General features: G+C 58.6%; 20 protein-coding genes and 1 riboswitch. Of the genes, 16 read left to right on the top strand and 4 right to left on the bottom strand.

What is annotated here, in order from left to right; genetic code table 11:
• Nucleotides 1–133 precede the first annotated feature (133 nt).
• Complete coding sequence (locus OOT55_RS10380; RefSeq protein ID WP_265365806.1) at nucleotides 134–727, top strand: hypothetical protein; 594 nt, start codon at nucleotides 134–136, stop codon at nucleotides 725–727.
• A 6-nt stretch (nucleotides 728–733) separates the two neighbouring features.
• Here the strand turns inward: OOT55_RS10380 and OOT55_RS10375 are convergent, their stop codons facing one another.
• Nucleotides 734–1,483, bottom strand: a complete 750-nt coding sequence (locus OOT55_RS10375) for a putative 4-mercaptohistidine N1-methyltransferase (protein WP_265365805.1) — start codon at nucleotides 1,481–1,483, stop codon at nucleotides 734–736.
• Between the two features lie 20 nt (nucleotides 1,484–1,503).
• Entirely contained in the window at nucleotides 1,504–2,841 is a 1,338-nt protein-coding gene (gene senA, locus OOT55_RS10370) for a selenoneine synthase SenA (protein ID WP_265365804.1), read from the bottom strand.
• A 194-nt stretch (nucleotides 2,842–3,035) separates the two neighbouring features.
• Here senA and purE point away from each other — a divergent pair, with 194 nt between their 5' ends.
• The 6 genes from purE to OOT55_RS10340 all read left to right on the top strand — a co-directional run bounded on the left by purE (nucleotide 3,036) and on the right by OOT55_RS10340 (nucleotide 9,383).
• Nucleotides 3,036–3,545, top strand: a complete 510-nt coding sequence (purE, locus tag OOT55_RS10365) for a 5-(carboxyamino)imidazole ribonucleotide mutase (RefSeq protein WP_265365803.1) — start codon at nucleotides 3,036–3,038, stop codon at nucleotides 3,543–3,545.
• 5 nt (nucleotides 3,546–3,550) lie between these two features.
• Nucleotides 3,551–4,615 carry a 5-(carboxyamino)imidazole ribonucleotide synthase gene (gene purK / locus OOT55_RS10360; RefSeq protein ID WP_265365802.1) on the top strand — a complete coding sequence of 355 codons (1,065 nt, stop codon included), beginning with the start codon at nucleotides 3,551–3,553 and terminating at the stop codon, nucleotides 4,613–4,615.
• A gap of 205 nt (nucleotides 4,616–4,820) precedes the next feature.
• Nucleotides 4,821–6,212, top strand: a complete 1,392-nt coding sequence (gene hemN, locus OOT55_RS10355; RefSeq protein ID WP_265365801.1) for an oxygen-independent coproporphyrinogen III oxidase — start codon at nucleotides 4,821–4,823, stop codon at nucleotides 6,210–6,212.
• Nucleotides 6,213–6,258: 46 nt separating this feature from the next.
• Entirely contained in the window at nucleotides 6,259–7,077 is an 819-nt protein-coding gene (locus OOT55_RS10350) for a zinc-dependent peptidase (RefSeq protein WP_265365800.1), read from the top strand.
• A 177-nt stretch (nucleotides 7,078–7,254) separates the two neighbouring features.
• Nucleotides 7,255–7,530, top strand: a complete 276-nt coding sequence (locus OOT55_RS10345) for a helix-turn-helix domain-containing protein (RefSeq protein WP_265365799.1) — start codon at nucleotides 7,255–7,257, stop codon at nucleotides 7,528–7,530.
• 176 nt (nucleotides 7,531–7,706) lie between these two features.
• Nucleotides 7,707–9,383, top strand: a complete 1,677-nt coding sequence (locus OOT55_RS10340) for a putative bifunctional diguanylate cyclase/phosphodiesterase (RefSeq protein ID WP_265365798.1) — start codon at nucleotides 7,707–7,709, stop codon at nucleotides 9,381–9,383.
• A gap of 5 nt (nucleotides 9,384–9,388) precedes the next feature.
• Here the strand turns inward: OOT55_RS10340 and OOT55_RS10335 are convergent, their stop codons facing one another.
• Nucleotides 9,389–11,737 carry a fatty acid cis/trans isomerase gene (locus OOT55_RS10335; RefSeq protein ID WP_265365797.1) on the bottom strand — a complete coding sequence of 783 codons (2,349 nt, stop codon included), beginning with the start codon at nucleotides 11,735–11,737 and terminating at the stop codon, nucleotides 9,389–9,391.
• 163 nt (nucleotides 11,738–11,900) lie between these two features.
• On the opposite strand from OOT55_RS10335, the gene OOT55_RS10330 reads away from it, so the two are divergent.
• The 3 genes from OOT55_RS10330 (at nucleotide 11,901) to OOT55_RS10320 (ending at nucleotide 15,225) form a co-directional block, all read left to right on the top strand.
• Nucleotides 11,901–13,244, top strand: a complete 1,344-nt coding sequence (locus tag OOT55_RS10330; protein WP_265365796.1) for an MFS transporter — start codon at nucleotides 11,901–11,903, stop codon at nucleotides 13,242–13,244.
• A gap of 35 nt (nucleotides 13,245–13,279) precedes the next feature.
• Nucleotides 13,280–14,866: a carbon-nitrogen hydrolase family protein gene (locus OOT55_RS10325; protein WP_265365795.1), complete on the top strand. Its 1,587-nt coding sequence runs from the start codon at nucleotides 13,280–13,282 to the stop codon at nucleotides 14,864–14,866.
• Nucleotides 14,867–14,937: 71 nt separating this feature from the next.
• Nucleotides 14,938–15,225 (top strand): hypothetical protein, encoded by a 288-nt coding sequence (locus OOT55_RS10320; RefSeq protein WP_265365794.1) that lies wholly within the window; start codon nucleotides 14,938–14,940, stop codon nucleotides 15,223–15,225.
• 81 nt (nucleotides 15,226–15,306) lie between these two features.
• Here OOT55_RS10320 and OOT55_RS10315 read toward each other — a convergent pair whose 3' ends face one another.
• Nucleotides 15,307–15,471 (bottom strand): DUF1328 domain-containing protein, encoded by a 165-nt coding sequence (locus OOT55_RS10315; protein WP_024461159.1) that lies wholly within the window; start codon nucleotides 15,469–15,471, stop codon nucleotides 15,307–15,309.
• Between the two features lie 302 nt (nucleotides 15,472–15,773).
• On the opposite strand from OOT55_RS10315, the gene OOT55_RS10310 reads away from it, so the two are divergent.
• From OOT55_RS10310 to OOT55_RS10285, 6 genes are all read left to right on the top strand, one after another.
• Nucleotides 15,774–15,977, top strand: coding sequence for a hypothetical protein (locus tag OOT55_RS10310; protein WP_265365793.1), 204 nt, complete (start codon nucleotides 15,774–15,776; stop codon nucleotides 15,975–15,977).
• A 336-nt stretch (nucleotides 15,978–16,313) separates the two neighbouring features.
• Nucleotides 16,314–16,444, top strand: a riboswitch (guanidine-I (ykkC/yxkD leader).
• 64 nt (nucleotides 16,445–16,508) lie between these two features.
• Entirely contained in the window at nucleotides 16,509–17,615 is a 1,107-nt protein-coding gene (locus OOT55_RS10305; RefSeq protein ID WP_265365792.1) for a putative urea ABC transporter substrate-binding protein, read from the top strand.
• Nucleotides 17,616–17,653: 38 nt separating this feature from the next.
• On the top strand, nucleotides 17,654–18,481 hold the full coding sequence (locus OOT55_RS10300) for an ABC transporter permease (protein ID WP_265365791.1): 828 nt from the start codon (nucleotides 17,654–17,656) through the stop codon (nucleotides 18,479–18,481).
• A 6-nt stretch (nucleotides 18,482–18,487) separates the two neighbouring features.
• Entirely contained in the window at nucleotides 18,488–19,288 is an 801-nt protein-coding gene (locus tag OOT55_RS10295; protein WP_265365790.1) for an ABC transporter ATP-binding protein, read from the top strand.
• A complete protein-coding gene (locus OOT55_RS10290; protein ID WP_265365789.1) occupies nucleotides 19,278–19,997 on the top strand; it encodes an urea amidolyase associated protein UAAP1 in 720 nt (239 codons plus the stop codon). The genes OOT55_RS10295 and OOT55_RS10290 overlap by 11 nt, the downstream gene beginning before the upstream one ends.
• A 22-nt stretch (nucleotides 19,998–20,019) precedes the next feature.
• Nucleotides 20,020–20,658: an urea amidolyase associated protein UAAP2 gene (locus tag OOT55_RS10285; protein WP_265365788.1), complete on the top strand. Its 639-nt coding sequence runs from the start codon at nucleotides 20,020–20,022 to the stop codon at nucleotides 20,656–20,658.
• Nucleotides 20,659–20,756 lie beyond the last annotated feature (98 nt).

Below are 20,756 nucleotides of genomic sequence, written 5' to 3'. Positions count from 1 at the left end.
TTTACGGTTTTCAAGAGGCGTGAAGAGATATTTTTTATGACTTTTTCTTCTTAAAGATCCGCTGCAATAAATGGAATTTAGCTATAAATTATTCTATCTAATAAGAGTGGCAGAACGATTGGGAGACTGATGTATGGCGTTACTGACCCAAACCGATAACGTGACCCTGGCCGATTATTTCCGCGAGCGTTTGCATGCCTCTTCAAAGCAGTTGGACCCGCCGCCCCACGAGGATACTCTCTGGTATGTGGGCGGCATGCTGGCCCGCTTTGGCGATACCGATCAGTTGTACAGCTATGAGGATGGGGCCATGACCATTCGCCCGCTGGCGATGTTGTACAAGGACGCCCACGAGGCGGGCTCCGCTCGGGAGCGTTGCCTGATTCTGCGCCAGCTCGGCGATCTGGCGCTCTTCATGGGGGCGCTGTTTCCGGAGAACTATGCCCGTCGGGGTATTCATCAGGATTACTTTATCGGCATGGGCGGCGGCGCTTACGATTACCTGTCCGAAAATGCCCCTCAGAACCGGCATATCTTTTCGGAGCTGGCGGCGGCTTTCGCCCGCATGCTGGCGTTGATCGCCGACGCCTGCTCCCGCCAACGGGTGTTTGATGCGGCGGATGTGCTGCAGCTCTACCAGCGTTGGCGCCAGAGTCGGGACCACCGCCTGGAGCGGCAGCTCAGGGCGCTGGGCATCGATCTGTCCGGTGGGGATGGGGTGCACTAGCCCCTATCAGTCAGCTCTTCTCCACAGGCTTGCTTCGGCTACCGTGTGTTGGTACTTGCGGGCGGTTTCCCGGATCACAAAGGGGATATCCCGGGTGGGTTCCAGCAGCACAAAGTCCGGTTCCAGGTGGTGGCGCAGGCCGTCGAGCATACGCACCGGTTGCCCGTTTCTCTCGAACCCGCCGATCCAGCGTTCCCGGGGGGTGAACTCCGGGAGCAGGGTGTAGGGGGAGGTGATCATCAGCAGGCCGCTGGGGCGGACCAGCGCGGGTAACTGGGCCAGAAACGCGGCGGGATCGGGCAGCCGGTCGATCAGGTTGCCGGCGAAGACCAGGTCGAAGTGACCCAGGGTGTCATCCAGCGCACAGGCATCGCCGATCTGAAAGCGGGTGCGCCCGGCGGTGCCGCTCAGTTCCAGTGCCGCGAGATCCGCCGTTCGGCGTTCGGTGAGCTCGCCCTCAAGGGTGACCTGATAGGGGATCTGGCCCTGCTCGGCCAGCCGGGTGGCGCTGTCGATAAAGCGCCGTGACAGGTCGATGCCGATGACCTCGTCGAACCGGCGGGCCAGTTCAAAGCTGCTTCGCCCCACGGCACAACCCAAGTCAAGCGCCCGCCCGGTTGTGCCGGTGTGGTGGGCCAGGGCCTGCTCGATACAGGCCTTCGGGTAGTTGGGCACGTCAAAGTGACCGGGGCCGTAGTGGAAATCCAGGTATTGGCCGAGCAGTTCGTCGGTTTCGTAGGGGTTCTGGTCGGTCATGGGCTTTTGTCGGTTACGGATTAGTTGTCGAGGGCGCAGGTGCGAAATCCCACAAACACATCGTGTCGGCTGGGCAGGTAGGCCTGGCGGTAGCTGCCCCGAATCAACCGCGATGAGGTGCCGCAGGAGCCGCCTTTGGTGACTTTGTGGTCACCAAACTGCAGGGTGGACATAAAAGGGTACATGTCGATGGCGAAGCCGTCGTAGGGGAGAAACTGGTCGCGGGTCCACTCCCAGAGAGTGCCCAGCATCTGGCGGCAGCCGAAGGGGCTGTCACCCCCGGGCAGGGCGGTGACTGGCTGGCTGGCCAGACCGGTACCGTCCATATCCACCCGGCTTGAATCCAGCGTATCCCCCCAGGGGTAGCGCCGATGCGGCTCGCCGGGACGGTTGCTCAGGGCGGCCACTTCCCATTCGACTTCGCTGGGCAGACGGCGGCCCGCCCAGCGGCAGTAGGCCTCGGCCTCCCAGTAGGTCACATGCTTGACCGGGTAGTCGTCATGGAGGGGGCGCCACTGGTCGAAATGCCGCTCCTCCCAGCCGCCGTCGGTCTTGCGCCAATAGTAAGGGTGGGTTGGCGTACCGCGTTGAAGGGCACCGCTGCCAAAGTTCAGATCCTGTTCAGTGGCCAGCCATTTGCGTCCGCCCTGGGTCCAGAACTCGGGCCGCAGGTAGCCGCCGTCCTCCACAAAGCGTCGGAAGTCGCCGTTGCTGACCAGGGTTCGGGCGATGCGGAAGGCGGGAACGTCTACCTCAAAGCCGGGTTTTTCATTGTCGAAGGCAAAGTCGCGCCGGGCGTACTCGGGGGAGTGGGCCGGCATACCGATGGTGTAGCGCCCGGCGGGGATTTCCACATCGCCCAGCGTGGCGGGATCAGCGCTCGCGGTCGGTTCGGGGCGGCTGCCCGGTGGCACCGGGTAACCCTCGGTCTGACGGCACCAGATCATCGACTCCAGATGCATATTCTGGTGAAAAATGGCGTATTTGGTCAGGTAGTGGGCCTGATCCGTGAGTGGCTGCTCCAGAATACGCTGGCGTATGGCCTGGTGAATGGCGTCCACGTAGCGCAGGGTGTCCGCCTTGCCGGGAAACAGGTCGGCCCGCCAGCGGTCTTCGTGGTCCAGATGGAAGGAGTCCCAGATTTCGTCCATTGAGGGGTCGTAGGAGGCCACCCCGTCCAGCGCCTTGCGCACGAAGACTTCGTAGAAGAAGGCGCAGTGGCCGAATTCCCACAGCGGTGGATTGACGCCGGGATGGTAGGGTACCTGAAGGCGTTCATCGCCCAGGTCCCGCACCAGTTGGTGCATCCGATGATGGGTGTCGTCCAGCGCCTGCAGCAGGCTGTCTCGGTCGTCCATCGCGAACTCCTCAAAATGGCATGACCCGAAGACGATAACACATTGCCAATATAGGCGCCCCGGTGGGCGGAAAAACAGGCAATTTCGGGGATCCCTTGCTATAATCCCGCCCTTTTTCCATTTCCCGGTCTGCGCCGGGGTCCCTCGCCGGGGGTGGTTAGACCACCGTCCGGCGGTGTTTATTGGAGAGCGCTATGGCAGACAATGCGGTAACGGCAACGAAAGTGGCCATTGTAATGGGCTCAAAGTCCGATTGGCCCACCATGGCCGAGGCAGCCCAGATTCTGGATACCCTGGGGGTGGCCTACCACGCCGAAGTGGTGTCGGCTCACCGCACCCCGGACAAGATGTTCCAGTTTGCCGAAACCGCGGCAGACCAGGGCTACAAGGTGATTGTGGCCGGTGCCGGCGGCGCCGCCCACCTGCCGGGCATGATTGCCGCCAAGACCATTCTGCCGGTGCTGGGTGTCCCGGTGCAGAGCAAGGCCTTGAGTGGTCAGGACAGCCTGCTGTCCATCGTTCAGATGCCCCGGGGCGTCGCCGTGGGTACTCTGGCCATCGGCGGGGCCGGCGCCTTCAACGCCGGTCTGATGGCGGCCCAGATTCTGGCGACCGAGGATGCCGAGCTGGCGCAACGTATCGCGGCCTGGCGCCAGCAGCAGTCGCAGACCGTACTGGACAATCCCGATCCGAGGAGCGAATAAGCCTCATGAGTGTTCCGCGTATTATCGTGGCCGGTAACGGCCAGTTGGGTCAGATGTTGCAGCAGGCCGCCGCGCCCATGCAGATCGACGTGATGCCGGTCAATCCCACCAGTGATGATCGGCTGGAGCTGCGTGACAGCGATGTGATTACCGTCGAACTGGAGCACTGGCCGGACTCTCCGCGCGGGGTGCAACTGAAAGAACACCCGAATTTTCTCAACGCCACGGCACTGCACTCGGTGATCGACCGGGAGCGGCAGAAAAGCCTGCTGGATCGGCTCAATGTACCGACTGCCCCCTGGGTGTCCCTGGGGGACGAGGCGGGCATGGCCGCACAGCTCGATGAGCTGGGCCGTCCGGCGGTGATCAAGCGCCGCCGGGGGGGCTACGATGGTCGCGGTCAATGGCGCTGGCAGCCCGGGGAGCCGGTGCTGGCCGAGTGGGCCAACGAGTGTATTGCTGAGGCAATGATTCCCTTCAGCCATGAAGTCTCTCTGGTGGGTGCGCGCAATCGTGCCGGCGAGAAGGTTTTCTACCCCCTCACCCGTAATTGGCATCAGAGCGGCATATTGCGGGCGAGCGTGGGTAATCTGGATGTGCCCGCCGAGCAGCAGCAACTGGCCGAGGAATGGCTCGGTCGTATTATGGATGATCAGGGGTATGTCGGTGTGATGGCCATGGAGTGCTTCGTGGAAGAGGGGCATCTCTTGGTCAACGAGCTGGCGCCCCGGGTGCACAACTCCGGCCATTGGACCCAGGCGGGAGCAGATATCAGTCAGTTTGAGCTGCACCTGCGCGCGGTGGCGGACCTCCCGTTGATCACCCCGGAGGTCTATGGCGTGACCATGATGTACAACCTGCTCGGGCGGGATTGGCGCACCGAGTGGCTGGGGGTGACGGGGACCCATGTGCACTGGTATGCGAAAGAGATCCGCCCCGGACGCAAGGTCGGGCATGTGAATCTGCACCGGCCCAATGTGGAGGCCTTGATGCACAGCCTCAAACAGATGCAGGGGCAAGTGGATGCCGAAGACCAGTGTGTGTTTGATTGGGCCTTGGCGCAGGTGTGATCGGGGATGGTGGATGACGGCCCTTCGGGCCTTATCCACCAATGAATCAATGGTATACCCCATGAGCGGTATGGTTTGGCCGGTCCTTGGGCAGTAGATTGGGGGTATGGGAACGGCGTAATCCGATACCGGCTTGACCGAAGTCAACGCAGCCCTGCTCCCGCCGCCCTAGAATTACGCCCACGTCAACAAACCGAGCCACACCATGTCCTTATACCAAGAGCCCCTCGCCTGGGATCAGTCCGTTATCGACCGCTACGATCTGAGCGGACCGCGATACACGTCTTACCCCACCGCACCCCAGTTCCGGGACGACTTCACCCGTCAACAATGGCTCGAGGCCGTGGCGCGCAGCAATCGCAGCGGCAAGCCACTGTCGCTGTATTTTCACATCCCGTTCTGCGACACCCTCTGTTTTTACTGCGCCTGCAATAAAATCGTGACCCACAAGCGCAGCCGGGCCATGCCCTACCTGGAGCGGGTGGATCGGGAAATGGCGTTGCAGGCGGAGGTGTTCGATACCGATCGCCCGGTCAGCCAGTTGCACTGGGGCGGCGGCACACCCTCCTATATCAGCGAAACCGAAATGACCTGGCTGATGGAGGCGACCCGCCGGCACTTTCAACTGCTGGATAACGACGAAGGGGAGTACTCTGTGGAGGTACACCCGGGACGCATGTCGGTGGATAAACTGGTTCACATGCGCCAGTTGGGGTTCAACCGGGTCAGCATGGGGGTGCAGGATTTCAATCCCGAGGTGCAGCGGGCGGTCAACCGTTATAACAGCGTCGAGCAGGTACGCGAGCTGGTGGATGTGGCGCGGGATCGGGGCTACCAATCCATCAGCATGGATCTGATTTACGGGCTGCCGTTGCAGACCCGTGCCAGTGTGAAGGAAACTCTGGATCAGGTGATCGACCTGGGCCCGGATCGTCTGTCCCTGTTCAACTACGCCCACCTGCCGCACCTGTTCAAAAGCCAGCGGCTGATTCACGAATCGGATTTGCCGTCTCCGCAGGACAAGCTTGCCATTCTGCACGAAGCCATTGAGTGTCTGCAGGCGGCGGGTTATGTGTACATTGGCATGGACCACTTCGCCAAGCCGGACGACAGCCTGGTCAAGGCACAGCAGGACGGTCGATTGCAGCGTAACTTTCAGGGCTACTCGACGCATGCCGAATGCGACCTGATCGCCTTTGGCGTATCGGCGATCAGCTATTACGGCAGTACTTATATACAGAATGCCAAGCAGGTGGATGATTATCAGTCGCGAATCGATGACCGTCGCCCGGCGTATATCAAGGGCGTTCGGTTGCAGCCAGAGGATCATTTGCGTCGCGCGGTCATCAACCAGTTGATCTGCCATTTCAAGGTCAGTTTCGGTGATCTGTTTCAACGCTTTGGCATCAGCCCCAAAAATTATTTCCGCGCGGAGCTGGCGCAACTGGCCCCCATGGTGGAAGACGGCCTGATTGAGGTGACACCGGCGGGCATCACTGTGCTCAACAAGGGGCGCCTGCTGATTCGCCGGGTGTGCATGGTGTTCGATCAATATCTGGATACCGGGAATCAGATTCGTTATTCGAAAGTGATCTGAAGCGAAACGTGTACAATGCCTCTCAATACGGATCGGGAGGCATGGTGTGGCACTCTTCTGGTTGTTTTCCCTCACGGCGGCTCTGGTGGCGGTTCTGGTTTATGCGCCGATCCGGCGCTACCGCCGCAATCGTCGTCTGGCGGCGCAGCCATTGCCGGCCACCTGGCAGCAATGGCTGCAAGACCGCTGGTGGCTCTACCCCTATTTACCGGACACCGTGCGTCTTGCGCTGCATCGACAGCTTCAGGTCATGCTCGCCAACACCGACTTCTATGGCTGCAACGGCCTGACGGTGACCGAACCCATGCGAGTGTTGACTCTGGCGCAGGCAGCGCTGATGAACGCCGGAGTGGGGCGTATGCAGTGGTCGGGCTTTCCGGTCGTCCTGCTCTACCCGGAGGCATTTGTCCGCGAGGGCGAGGTGGCCGATGAGCTGGGGTTGGTCGCCTATGAGCGGCAGGAGCTGTTGGGCGAATCCTGGGAGCAGGGCAAAGTGGTGCTCTCCTGGGCGGATATTGAACAGGACCTGCGTGGCGAGGACGGTCATTGCCTGGTGGTCCACGAATATGCACACCAACTGGATGGGCGCGATGGTGTCATGGATGGCACACCACCTCTGGATACGGCGCAAGATCTGAAGCGATGGGCCGCAGTCATGGCCGCGGCCTATGAGGATCTGTGTCAACAGACATCAGCGTCGGCCCGCCTGATTGATCCCTACGCAATGACCAACCCGGAAGAATTTTTCTCGGTGATGTGCGAAACATTTTTTGTACGTCCGGATGTTTTGCATTCTGCCTATCCCCAGGTGTACGGTGAGTTGAAACAGTTTTTCCGCCTGGACCCGTTTCTCTGGGTCCACTGACACACTAAGTTGTCACTCTCTGACGATATTTTGACGTCTGCTTTTCGTTATAACTGCTACAGTTAACAATAGACGGGTTTTGAATGACCAAAAGTTTCATCTGATTTGTATCTATTAATCAGATATCAGCTCTGTGACGATAAATTGCAGTCTTGCTCACGAGTTTGGTAGGAAACCATGTCCAAATCGCTGTACAGAACGGAAACAAAAGTGTTGCTGGAAGTGCTGAAAGAGTTGCGCTCTGAGTCTGGCCTGACACAGACACAATGTTCGCAAGCGTTGGGGCGGCCCCAATCGTTTATCAGCGACGTGGAGCGCGGTGTTCGTCGTCTCGACCTGATTCAGTTGTTGGACCTGTGCCGGGTCTTCGGAATCAGCCTGCGCACCCTGATACGTCGCTTTGAGGCACACCTGGCGGAACACAACCTCGCCCCGGTGGATGAAGAAGAGTAATCGATGGGGCACCCTCTCTGTTTGTATATCTGAATAGCAGATACTACACTCTACCCTGAGTGATTTACGCGCCCCGACGCCCGGTGGCCCGAAATCTCATGAACCTGTTTTTTGTTCTAAGCTGAAGGCTGGTGGTCATTTGTCTCCGGATGGAGACAGGCTCAGGAGGAGAGAGAATGGATATAGCGGCGGGTTTACGGAAGCGCAGCCATCTGGCGTCGGTCAATCTTCTGGCCGGTCCACAGGCCGTTCGTCACCTGTATTGTCTGCTGTTTTTGGCGGTACTGTTGGGTCTGGGTACGTTCACGGTGTATCAGACCGGTGGCACGGCCTACGCCTACCCCTACCTGATGTTGATTCCCGTATTGTTTGCATCCGCCTGGTACGGACTGGCCGGTGGCCTGCTCTCCGCACTGGTGGCCAGCACGCTGATGGCCGTCATGCCGTTGAACGTGGAGCAGGCGGTGATGCAGGAGCCGGTCAACTGGCTGTTACGCATGGGGCTATACCTGTTACTGGGCGGGGTGGCGGGGGGACTGTTTCAGAGCCTGCGTAGTGCCTATCGGGAGCGGGAGGCGCTGGTGCGCACCGATCCACGCTCGGGATTACCCAATCAGGTGGCCCTAGACCAGGACCTTCAGGACTGGGTCGACCGCCAGGGGCGTCAGGACTCTCCCGTGGGGTTGATTATTGTCCGGTTGTCCGACATTACCGATGTCCTCGAGGCGATGGGGGCGGATGCGTCGGATGAGCTCGCCGGCCTCATGGGCGCGCGGCTGCACCATCTAATGGGCGGTGATTCCCGTGTGTACCGATTCAGCGTGTCGGAACTGATTGTACTGCTCCCGGGGGCGGACGAGGCGCTGCTCGAGGCGATGGTTCGCCGTATTATTGACGCCGGGGAGGATAACCTGGTTGTCCAGACGGTGCCGATCCGGATGCAGTTGGTATTGGGTGGCGCTCATAAAAATGACGGGTGTACCGCCACCGACGAGTTGATCAGCGAGGCACGCATCGCACTTTTTTCCGCGATCCGACACGGTAAGAGTTACTGTCGCTATCATTCCGAGCTGGCCAAGAAAAAACTGTCTCACATCACGCTGATTTCCAATGTGCGCCGCGGCCTGGAGCGGGGTGAATTCGAGCTACACTATCAGCCCAAGGTACGCCTGTCGGATGGCGCATTGGCCGGTTGTGAAGCCCTGATTCGGTGGCGCGACAGCGAACGCCGGTTGATTCCGCCAGGGCAGTTTATGCCGAAGGTGGAAGACACAACCCTGATTGCTCCGGTGACCGAGTTCGTCAGTCGCGAGGCCTGCGAATTTGTGGCCCAGCAGGCGCATCAAGTCAGCATCAATTTTTCCGCGAGAAACCTGGTGGATGAACGTATGCCCCGGTATTTGGACCAGCAGTGTCGTCGCCTGGGAATTGCGCCGGAGCGCATTGAAGTCGAGGTAACCGAAAGCGCCCTGATTCATAATCTTCAAGCGGCACGAACCGCGATTGAGCGGCTCAGGGCCATGGGGTTCGCGGTCAGTATTGATGACTTCGGCACCGGCTTCGCATCGTTTGAGTATCTGCAACATTTGCCGATTACCGGCATCAAGATTGATCGGGCTTTTGTCCGGCATCTGGATAGCCATGAACGCTCGCGCAAACTCATGGCCAGCATGCTGGACATGGGGCATGCGCTCGACCTGACCGTGACCGCTGAAGGGGTGGAGAGCGCGGAGCAGTACCGCTGGCTGCGCGAGATGGGCTGTGACCAGGTGCAGGGCTTTTTCTTTACCCCCGCGTTGCCGGGACGGCAATTCGCCACCTGGTGTGAGCACTACCGCCCGATTGACGAGTGAGCGTACTACCGGTTTTCCAGGCGGTTGTAATCCAGTAGCCCCGCCTGAACACCCGCGCGCTCGCGGTACAGTGCATGAATGCCATCGCTGATGTCCCAGAAGTTTGGATCGCTGCGCCGAACCCCATATCGGTCTTTGAGTTTCCGATAATCCTGCTCGTCGCTCATGGCACGCACTTGGGTGACAAAGGCCGGAATGTCCTGTTCGTTCATCAACAAAAAACTGTTCGGGTAGCTGCCGATGATACCCGTTGCCACGCTCAGCGTGTCTTCCTTGGGCAGACGCCGCTCCTGTTCCATGAACAGTGAAGACAGGTTGCTGTAGGCATTGTGATGAATCAGGGTGAACAGTGCGCGGTCTGGCACATAGACTACGGTCGTTGGTGGTAGCACCCGTAATGCTTCTCCCTTCAGCGTTTGCAGCGAGCCAAGTGCTTCCCGCGCGCGCTCCTCCAAAGCCAGGTTGTGCAACTGATGTTCGTCCGACAAGACCGGTTGCAGGCGTTTATTCAATACGTGATATAGCGTCTGTTGAGGATCCTGGCCAGATGGGTAGGCGAGGGCGGTTTCTACCTGGAGGTTGCTACGGTAGACGTCAAGGTATTCCTTGAGTTCGTCCTCGGCGTCCCGATACCAGTGGGCGATCGTCGGTTCTTGAACCGCTTCGGGGAGGAAGTTGATGAAATTCATCTCACCCTCCATGCGCAGGAAATCCATGTAGAGCCGGCTCAGTAGTTGGTGCGACGTGTTGCCGTAAACATCAAAGCCGGCGACCAACAGATAATGAATCCGCTCCAGTAAGGGGTAGTCGATGACCCAACTGGTTTTGGGCGCTGACCCGATAAAGCCCTGGTGCACACTGGCGCTATCGGTGTGTCGGAAAATGGTCAGGGCCGCGTTGGTGTTCTGGCCTTCGCCGTCCCATATCATCGCCATGGTGAGCGGGTCCCGATCGCCGAGTGTTTCGGACAGATGGGTTGCTTTGGCGGCCAGGTAATCCTTCTGCAGCTGTGAGTAACGACGCCAGTTGGTCAGCGGCAGCAGGGTATTGCCGACGCCGGCGGGTAGTTGCAGATGCTCGCTGTTCCGGGCCAGAAACTCGCCGTCCCATCGGTTGGCGGTAAACGCCGGGTCGACAAAACTCACCCAGAAGTGATCCTGAATCACATTCAGGGCCACCTGGCCACGGCACACGGGCCCTTTGATAAAGTTCATGATGGTGAACTCGGCTTCGTCCAGCAGAAACTGGTAGCGGGCTTTGACCGGAAGCTGCACGAAGGTGGCAAAGGGGTTGGCCGCTTGTTTGGGCTCGTAACCGGGCAACTCGGTTACTGTGTAGTCCGCTTGCAGGAACCATTCACGCCAGCGTGCCATACGTTCTGCTGTGAGGGCGTAAGGCAGATGATTTTTCACCACGATGCTGCTCGGGTCCCGCCAGAGGCGGTAATACACCCGGTCCACCTGCGGGTCATCGAAGGGGCGGCGGGTGCTGATGCGCTCAATGGGTTCACCGGGGGGCGTGCGGGAGCGGACCAGCTTGAAAAACACGTCGCGGTCCGAGTCAAAATACAGGTTGGCCAGAAACAGGTGTTCGTACAGGTAACGGTTGGTCAACTGGGCTTTGAGGCCGTCGGCATTAAAAAATTGCTCCCATTGTCGAACGGCCTGTTGCAGTTCGGAGCCAAGGGGGGCGGGGGCACCGGCCGGGGCGCCGTCTTCCAGCCAGCGAATCAGTCGGTCGTGTTCCCGTTCCGAAAGTCCCGGTAGCCCATAGGGCATGCCCCACAGCGGGTAATCCTCGGCATAGGTGTCGAATGATTCTACTTTGGGGCAATGCCAGTCGCGGTTGAGGGAAAAGTCGAAGCTGTCGGGCAGCACCGCCCGGGCGGGCAGCGGGTGTTGTTGTTTGAGTTGGAGCATCTGCGCGAGAACGCTGCCCTGCACATTGGCGTCAGCGTTGGCGGAACGCTCATTGATGACCGGGAAGAAGCCCCTGTCCCGCCACTGTGCGGTGCTGTCGGCGTCTTCAAACAACCGGGTGAGCTCGGCTCCGAGCAGGCGGGTACCGTCGTACACTTTGTCCTTGTGGGCGCCCCGGAACAGCCCTTCCCGGGCTTCCATTTTCAATTGGCAGGGTGCATCGTAGCAGCCGTGGCAGACGGTACAGCGGTGCTCAAGCAGCGGCTTGATATGTTCCTGAAACCGCCCGTTCTCCGATACATTGCGCATCGGCTCCCGCGGGGTGGGGGCGCCATAACGTTGATTCCACAGTTGGTGACCGATTGCGCTGCAGCCAATGACGATCAGTATGAGCGTCACCAGCGAGCCCCGGGTCAGCCAGTGTCCTGTTGTCATGGGAAGGTCCTTGGTCATGCGTTGTACTTCAGAGTATATCAGGCCATTGCTCCGGCTTCTGTGCGGCATAGCTGGTTGCGCCATTGCGGCGCTACGGTTTACATCATTCGGATAAGCACCGATACTGAGCGGCGGCCTACACCAGACCGGAGAGAAAGCGCCTGTGAGTGACCATCAACCTGCCAAGCCTGAGGTTCTGTACCCCGATTACCCCCGCCTTAGCCGGGTTTACGAACAGTTGAATGACGATGAGGATGCCCGGGTCTGCAAGGACATTCCCGAAGGGGCCTGCCGGCACCAACCGCGCAACTTTTTCGCCTACCTGGTTGCCAACACCTTCAGCAAGGTGGCCGATGAGCTCTCCAGCGCCCGTCTGATCTTGCCCTGGTTACTTGGCGCGGCCGGGGCTTCGTCGGGGTTCGCCGGCTTTCTGGTGCCGATCCGGGAAGCCGGAGTATTGATTCCTCAACTGATGGTCGCCGCGTTTATTCGCCGGTTGGCCCGCCGCAAGATCGTGTGGTTGTCAGGGGCCTTGCTGTCCATGGTGGCGCTGGCGGCCATGGCGATCGCCGCCGGGACACTGGAGGGAGCTCAGGTGGGCTGGGCCGTGGTTGGCGCCCTGGTGGTGTACAGTCTGGCGAGGGGGCTTTGCTCGGTTGCCGCAAAGGACGTGCTGGGCAAAACGGTCTCCAAAACCCGGCGCGGTGTCCTGATGGGCTACTCGGCCAGTATCGCCGGCGTAGCCACTTTACTGGTGGGGCTGTACGCGGAATTTGGCTCGGGCGCTGAGCCGGTCAATCTGACGCTGTTTCTCGCCGGGGCGGCGCTCCTTTGGTTACTGTCCCTGGGGGCCTTCACTCAGATTCAGGAGGAGCCGGGTGCGACCGAGGGCGGCGGCAATGCGCTGAGTGTTGCAGTGCGTAGCCTGGGTATTGTATTCACCGACCGGGACTTCCGACGTTTCGTGTTGGCTCGTGGACTGTTGTTGAGTATCGCCCTGGTGCCGCCGTTTTTCGTTCTGTTGGCTCAGGAGCACGCGGGCAACAGTGCGGCGGGCCTGGGCCTGATGATTATTGCCAGTGGTCTGGCGGCCAGCTTGAGTTCCCCGGTGTGGGGGCGTCTGAGTGACCGTTCCAGCCGCTGGACCATGGCTCTGGCGGCGCTCGGAGGGGCGGCACTCTGCGCCGTGACCGCCTCGCTGGCGTGGTTGGAGCTGGGTCTGCTCGCTTTGCCCTGGGTGCATGCGGTGCTGTTCTTTGGCATCAGTATCTGTCACGGCGGGGCGCGTCTGGCCCGCAAGGTCTATCTTGTCGATATGGCCACCGCGCAGACCCGCGCGCAATATGTGGCGGTCAGCAACACGCTGATCGGGCTTGCACTGCTCGCCCTCGGTAGCGTGGGGCTGTTGACCGCGTGGATCGGTGTCGCGGGTGTGATTGCATTGCTGGGCGGGATATCCCTGATCGCCGCCCTGTATGGACTCAATTTGAAAGAGATCAGCGGCTGAACCGCTGTTCCCCTGTTGTAGAGGCAGTTAACAGTATGGCGAAGAAAGAGGAAAACAAACTGCGGCAACCTGGTGCCCACCTGACCGTGCGCAATGCCACGCTGGCGGATGTGCCGGCGATTGTGGCGCTGGCGGACCGGGTATACGGTCCACTCAAAATGGAGACCTACCCGCGCGCGGCGATTGTGGGGCAGATCAATAATTTCCGCCAGGGACAGATCGTGGTGATGGTGGGCGATGCCCTGGTGGGCTACTGTGCCACCTTCCGGATTTCCGGGGATGTGGCGCTGAAGCCGCACACCTGGAATGAAATTACCGGTAACGGTTTTGCTTCCCGCCACGACATCCATGGTGACTGGCTTTACGGTATGGAAGTCTGTATCGATAACGCTTATCGCGGCTATCGCATCGGCCAACGCCTGTACAACGAGCGGAAAAAATTGTGTCAGTCCCTGGGACTTAAAGGCGTGGTGTTTGCGGGGCGAATGCCCAATCTGCACAAACGCCTGAAAAAAGTCGGCACGGTAGAAAACTACATTGATCAGGTGGTGCACAAGCAGATCAAGGACCCGGTGCTATCGTTTCAACTGCGCAATGGTTTTGAGGTGATTGGCGTTATCCCCAACTACCTCGACGATGATACGGAGTCGCTGAACTACGCCGCACACCTGGTCTGGTACAACCCGAAAGTGCCACAGCAGGATGAAAAGCCGGTGAAAAAGTATGGTGTCCGGATGCCTGATGTGGTGCGTATTGCCACCGTGCAATATATGCAGCGCCGGGTAACGTCGTTCGCTGAGTTTCTGAAGTACATCGAATACTTTGTTGATGTCGTGGCGGATTATAAAAGCGATTTCGTGGTTTTTCCGGAGCTGCTGACGTTGCAGTTGCTGTCCATTGAAGACCAGGAGCTATCGCCCTTCGAGTCGATTGAGGCACTGACCAAATACACGCCGCGTCTCAAAGATGCGTTCCGGGACATGGCGCTCAGCTACAACGTCAATATCATCGCCGGCTCGCACCCCACTCGCGTGGAAAATGGCCGAATCGAAAATATTTCCTACATTTTTCTGCGCGATGGTCGGATTTTCGAGCAACCCAAAATTCACCCCACGCCGAACGAACGCTACTGGTGGGACATTGAAGGTGGCAGCAGCCTGACCGCCATCGATACCGACTGCGGGCCGATCGGTGTGTTGATCTGTTACGACTCGGAATTTCCGGAATTGGCGCGTCACCTTGCCGATCAGGGGGTGCAGATACTGTTTGTTCCTTTCTGCACCGATGAGCGTCAGAGCTATCTCCGGGTGCGCTATTGCTGCCAGGCCCGTGCGGTGGAAAACCAGATGTATGTGGTCATGTCGGGGAACGTGGGTAACCTGCCCAATGTATCCAATATGGACATTCAGTACGCTCAGAGCTGTATTCTGACCCCCTGTGACTTCCCGTTTGCCCGGGATGGTATTGCCGCGGATACAACGCCCAATGTGGAAACTGTGGCGTTCGCTGATTTGCGTCCCGAGTCTCTGATCATGGCGCGCAACAGTGGCACGGTGCAGAACCTGAAAGACCGTCGTCACGATCTTTACCGGATGCAGTGGCGGGGGGATAAAAAGCAGTAGGTGTGTTGGTGCCCCAGGGACGGGTGCCTTGATGACAGCGTTTAAATTACCTGATTGAGGAGAGCGTTGATATGCAGCATCGAGAATCCCGCACTGTGGGAGCCATTTGCCTGGGGCTGGCGGTTTTATTTCTGGTGCTGGGGGATTATCTGTTGAGTGTCCCCCTCGCCGTTTACGGTACTCTCTGCTTCGCGTTTCCGGAGAAAATGTTTGCGACCCGGGACCAGCTCGACGCGGTGCGAAAACGTCGCAAGGACAGAAGTGGCAAGCGACCGGTCGCGCTTCCGTGGTATCAGTCGCCGGTGATTGTGGGTATTGTCATCGCCTCGGTAATATTTGGCTACTACGCGTTGGCGTGATGACTTTGACAGGATGAAAAAGCCCTCGTAGCGAGGGCTTTTTCATGAACATTCCCATCATTCTGCTCTTGGTTTCGATCGTTAAAGCGGTGGTTTCCGTCCGACCACGGCGAACACGATGGCCAGCACGACACCCACCACAAACAGGATCCAGGCAATGTTGGTTGCGGCGCCAGCAATGCCGCTCAATCCCAGCACCCCGGCGACAATGGCGATAATCAGAAACAGAAACGCCCAACTGAACATAAGCAAACTCCTTTGACAGTACAGATTGTCTGAGTATAGATGAAAGCGCGGCCTTCACAGAGTTCGACGCGCGGAGAGCGAAAAGTTGCATCAGCGGGTCAAAGTTGTGAGTGAAGTCTCATTTGGCACCTTATTCAGACCGATACTGTTGAAATGCACCGACTTGGCCTAAGATAAATTGTACCGTATGGTATTTGGCGGGAAATCGCTCTTTTTGGATGTATTGTGCGCCAAGATACGACAGATACGGCACTCATGAGGCAGCAATAAGCCCTCTTTTATCGAATGAAGGAGTCAACACCATGAATGAAGAAAACCTTCTGACCAAGCGCGTTCGTTCACTGGCCCTGGCATTGTTTCTGGTTTTGTCTGGAGGGGCGTTTTTGACCGCCTGTGACAATCAGGGGCCGGCAGAAGAGGCCGGCGAAAATATCGATGATGCAGTGGAGGATGCAGGCGATTCAATGGAAGATGCCGGAGATGAAGTGGAGGACGCGGTCGAATAACGCCGCCCGGATTGCCTATCCCCCCGGGCCGCCAAGGCGGTCCGGGCTTCTGAACGCTCTCCTTCCCGGACCCGCTTTGTTCCTCCCGCGGAACCGCATTCCGTGCTCGTCTGTGAAACCTATTGGTGCATGGCTCATGAAAAGTGCCCGAACATGGTGCGCTCCTGCGGTGAGCGATGGCTGTCATGCCCGATAATGATCGGCTTTCAGGGTGATTACCAAGTTGGCATTCATATTGCTCTATCTCTGTTACACAGAGGATTCAATGGGACAACCCCGTTGAAGTAACTCGGCAAAGACAATTCGATTAAGGTACTGCGACGGATGAAGCAGTGCTGAATAGGCCGCTAGGGTTCCGGCGTGATGACTTGAACAGGTTCAGGTCCGCGTGTCTGGTCCGAGAGCAGCCGACCTTTCACGGGAATTCCCAGTGGAAGGTTACACGGCGGGACAAAAGCCCGGGAGGTTCGCAATGGCGTTGCCGTCATTGAATCCTCTTTCATAAAACCGTGTAACCGCTGGAGGTTCACCATGTCAGGTATCACATCGCTTTTCTCTCCCTCTCCGACCCACTGTTGTGGCAAGGTAAAAACCCTCGGGTTTTTCCTTGTCACCTTTTTTTGCCTTTTCTCCCTGGCCGCTTCCGCCCAGGAGCGCGACAAGTTCAGCGTCTGTTGGTCCATCTACGTGGGTTGGATGCCCTGGGGCTATGGTGCTAACGAAGGCATCATCAAAAAGTGGGCCGACAAGTACGACATAGAGATCGATGTGGTACAGATCAACGATTATGTCGAATCCATCAACCAATACACTGCGGGTCAATACGACGCCTGCTCCATGACCAATATGGATGCTCTGACCATTCCCGCCGCCGGGGGCGTGGATTCCACGGCGCTGATTGTGGGCGATTTTTCCAACGGCAACGACGGTGTGGTGCTCAAGGGTAAAAGCAGGCTTGAAGATATCCGGGGCCAGAATGTCAATCTGGTGGAGCTGAGTGTGTCTCACTACCTGCTGGCGCGGGCATTGGAGTCGGTGAATATGACCGAACGGGATGTGCGGGTGATCAATACGTCCGATGCCGATATGGTCGCGGCGTACAGTTCTGATGATGTGACGTCCGTGGTGACCTGGAACCCGTTGCTCAATGAAGTGGTGAGCATGCCGGGCAGCACCAAGGTATTTGATTCCTCCCAGATCCCCGGTGAAATCATCGACCTGATGGTGGTTCACACGGATGTGCTTGAGGCCAATCCGGATTTTGGCAAAGCCCTTGTTGGCGCCTGGTATGAAATCATGGCCACCATGAGTGGTGACGATGATGCCGGCAAAGTGGCGCGCACCGCGATGGCTGAAGCCTCCGGGACGGATCTTGCGGGCTACGAAGCGCAACTCGACTCAACCCGCATGTTCTACAGTCCGTCATCGGCGGTTGAGTTCACCAACAGCGAAGACATAAAGACCACCATGCAGTATGTGGCCGAGTTTTCATTTCGGCACGGCCTTCTGGGAGAGGGAGCGCCGGATGCCGAGTTCATCGGTGTGGAGACGCCGGCTGGCGTCTACGGGAATCAGGCGAACATCAAGCTACGCTTCAACCCGACCTTTATGCAGATGGCCGCCGATGGTGACCTGTAAATGAGGGCCGGACTCAATTCACTCACGCTGAGGTAAGCATGAAGCGACTGATCAACCAACAACCCAATCGCGTTGCCCGCTGGCTGTTGGGGCTGCTGCCATTTCTGCTGTTGTTGGCGCTCTATGTCGGGGCTTCCAACGCGCGTCTGGCGGAAAACCCCAATGACAAGCTATTGCCCTCCTTTGACAGCTTTGGGGCGGCCATTGAGCGATTGGCCTTCGAGCCCAGCGCCCGGACCGGGGAGTACCTGTTCTGGCAGGATACCCTGAGCAGTCTGGAGCGCCTGGGAATCGGGGTAACAATCAGCGCGGTATTTGCCCTGGTGTTCGGAGTGCTCAGCGGTGCCATCCCCTACGTGCGCTCGAACCTGTCACCTTTGATGACGGCTATTTCCCTGGTGCCTCCCATGGCCATACTCCCCATTCTCTTTATCGTATTTGGTCTGGGGGAACTGTCCAAAGTCATGCTGATCATCATCGGGACGGCGCCTTTTCTGTGCCGCGACATGCAGCAGCGGGTGCAGGAGATCCCCTCCGAGCAGATCATCAAGGCGCAAACCCTGGGCGCCAGCAGTTGGCAGATCATCCAGCGGGTGATTCTGCCGCAGATCCTGCCGCGTCTGCTCGCCAGTGTTCGTCTGTCCCTGGGGTCGGCCTGGTTGTTCCTGATCGCGGCCGAGGCGATTGCCTCCACCGATGGGCTTGGTTACCGCATTTTTCTGGTGCGTCGTTATTTGTCCATGGATGTCATTTTGCCCTACGTGGTCTGGATAACGATTCTCGCGTTTGTGATCGACCTGCTATTGCGGCTTCTGTCGCGCCGCTGCTTTCCCTGGTTCCACGCGCAAACCGGCAATGGCCACTGAGGTTTCATGAGTTACATCAAAATTGACAGATTGTGGAAACGCTATGGCGATACCGTAGTGCTGGAGAACCTGAACAAGACCGTCGAGCGAGGTGAGTTCATTACCATCGTCGGGGCCTCCGGTTGCGGTAAAACCACTTTTCTGAAACTGCTATTGGGCACCGAGTCCCCCTCTCAGGGAGGCATTGAACTCGACGGCAAGCCTCTGGTGGCAGAGCCCGGTGAAGACAGAGGCATCGTATTTCAGCGCTATTCGGTCTTTCCCCATATGACGGCACTGGAAAACGTCATGCTGTCCATGGAGTTTGAGCGTAGCCCGTTAATGGCGCGTCTGTTTGGTCGGGCGCGCCGGCAGGCGCGGGAGAAAGCGGTGGAAATGCTGGAGGCGGTAGGGCTGAGCCACGCCCTGAAAAAATACCCCCATGAGTTGTCGGGCGGTATGCAGCAACGACTCGCCATCGCCCAGTCACTGATCAAGCAGCCCCGAATCCTGTTATTGGATGAGCCTTTTGGAGCACTGGATCCCGGGATCCGGAAGGACATGCATGAGCTGGTCATCAAACTCTGGCGGGAGTTGAACCTGACGGTGTTTATGATCACCCACGACATTCAGGAAGGCTTTTACCTGGGCACCCGGCTCTGGGTGTTCGACAAAGACCGGATCGATCCGCACGAACCTGAGGCCTACGGCGCGAGGATTACCTATGACCTGCCCGTCGGCGAGACGGACGAAGCGCTGCTGAAGACCATCGATGAAAACCTGAATCAAACCGAACAGCAAAAGGAGACGCTTCACCATGGCCAATGAAGCTCTGTATGAATACACCCTGCCACCGGCCAGCCACTGGTCCCTGCGCCTGCGGCGCGGCACCGCCATGGAGCTGACCGACCTGGAAGGGGGCGCCAACGTCGGCATGTTATTTTACAACCCGGAAAGCCTGCTTGAGCGCTACAATGCCCCCGACAGTCTGAAGTGCCAGCACACCTTCAAACTGACCAAAGGCCATTGCCTGTACTCAGACATGGGCCGGATTTTTGCCTCCATTGTGGACGACACTCTGGGCTGGCATGAAACCGTCTGCGGCACCAGTAACGCGCAACAAGTGGCGGAGCAGTGGGGTAAGCGGGACTACCAGAACGACCAGAACCAATGGCACCAGGACGGCACCAGCAGCTTTCTGGTGGAACTGGAAAAATACGGACTGGGCCCGAAAGACCTGGCCGCCAACCTCAACTGGTTCAGCAAAGTCGCCCCGGATGCCGAGGGCAATCTGGCATTGGCCGAGAACCACTCGAAGGCGGGTAGCCGCGTCGTCTTGCGCTTCGAAATGGACACGCTGGTCGTGCTGCATTCCTGTCCGCACCCCATGAACCGCGAACTAGAATACCCTCGCAAGCCCGTGGGCATCCGCCTGCTTCAGGCCGACCCGGTCACCGACGACGACTACTGCAAAAACTTCCGCCCGGAAAACCGCCGCGGCTTCGAAAACAACCGTCTCTATTACTTGGGCGCGTGATGCAGGGCAGAGGAGAACACCCATGATCAAAGAAAGCACACTCAAACCCGAAGACGCCAGCGTCCGCGACACCGTCGGCGCCGGCGACTACTACCTGAAAGTGATCAAAGCCGGCCAGACCCTCCGCATCCTCGATCTGGAAGGCAACCAGGCCGCCGACACACTCTTCTACAGCGCCGAAGACCCCACCGAGCGCTACAGCGCCATGGACACCATCCGCGAACAGGGCAACGCCTACCTGAGCGCCGGCACCCGGCTGCGCTCCAACTACAACCGCGTCATGCTCGACATCGTCGCCGACACCTGCGGTCGGCACGACACCCTGGGGGGCGCCTGCGCCACCGAAAGCAACACCGTGCGCTACGACCTTAACAAACGCCACATGCACGCCTGCCGCGACAGCTGGATGCTCGCCATCGCCGAACACGAAGAGCTGGGCCTGAGCAAACGGGACATCACCCACAACATCAACTTCTTCATGAACGTCCCCATCACCCCGGATGGCGGCCTGACCTTCGAAGACGGCATATCCGCTCCGGGGAAATACGTCGAGATGAAAGCCCAAATGGACACCATCGTGTTGATCTCCAACTGCCCACAGTTGAACAATCCGTGTAATGGATACAACCCGACACCGATTGAAATTTTGATTTGGGATTAGTTCCCACGAAAGGACAATGAATGGCACTGAGGTCTGGAGCGGGTGCAGCGATTCAAGACCGTGGAGCCGGGGACCGGCGATTCGAGCCTACAGGGATG

Origin of the sequence: Marinimicrobium sp. C6131 (genome assembly GCF_026153455.1) — a bacterium.
Classification (GTDB): domain Bacteria; phylum Pseudomonadota; class Gammaproteobacteria; order Pseudomonadales; family Cellvibrionaceae; genus Marinimicrobium.
The sequence above is the reverse complement of the archived record's forward strand: the minus strand, read 5'-3'. Positions and strand labels throughout refer to the sequence as shown.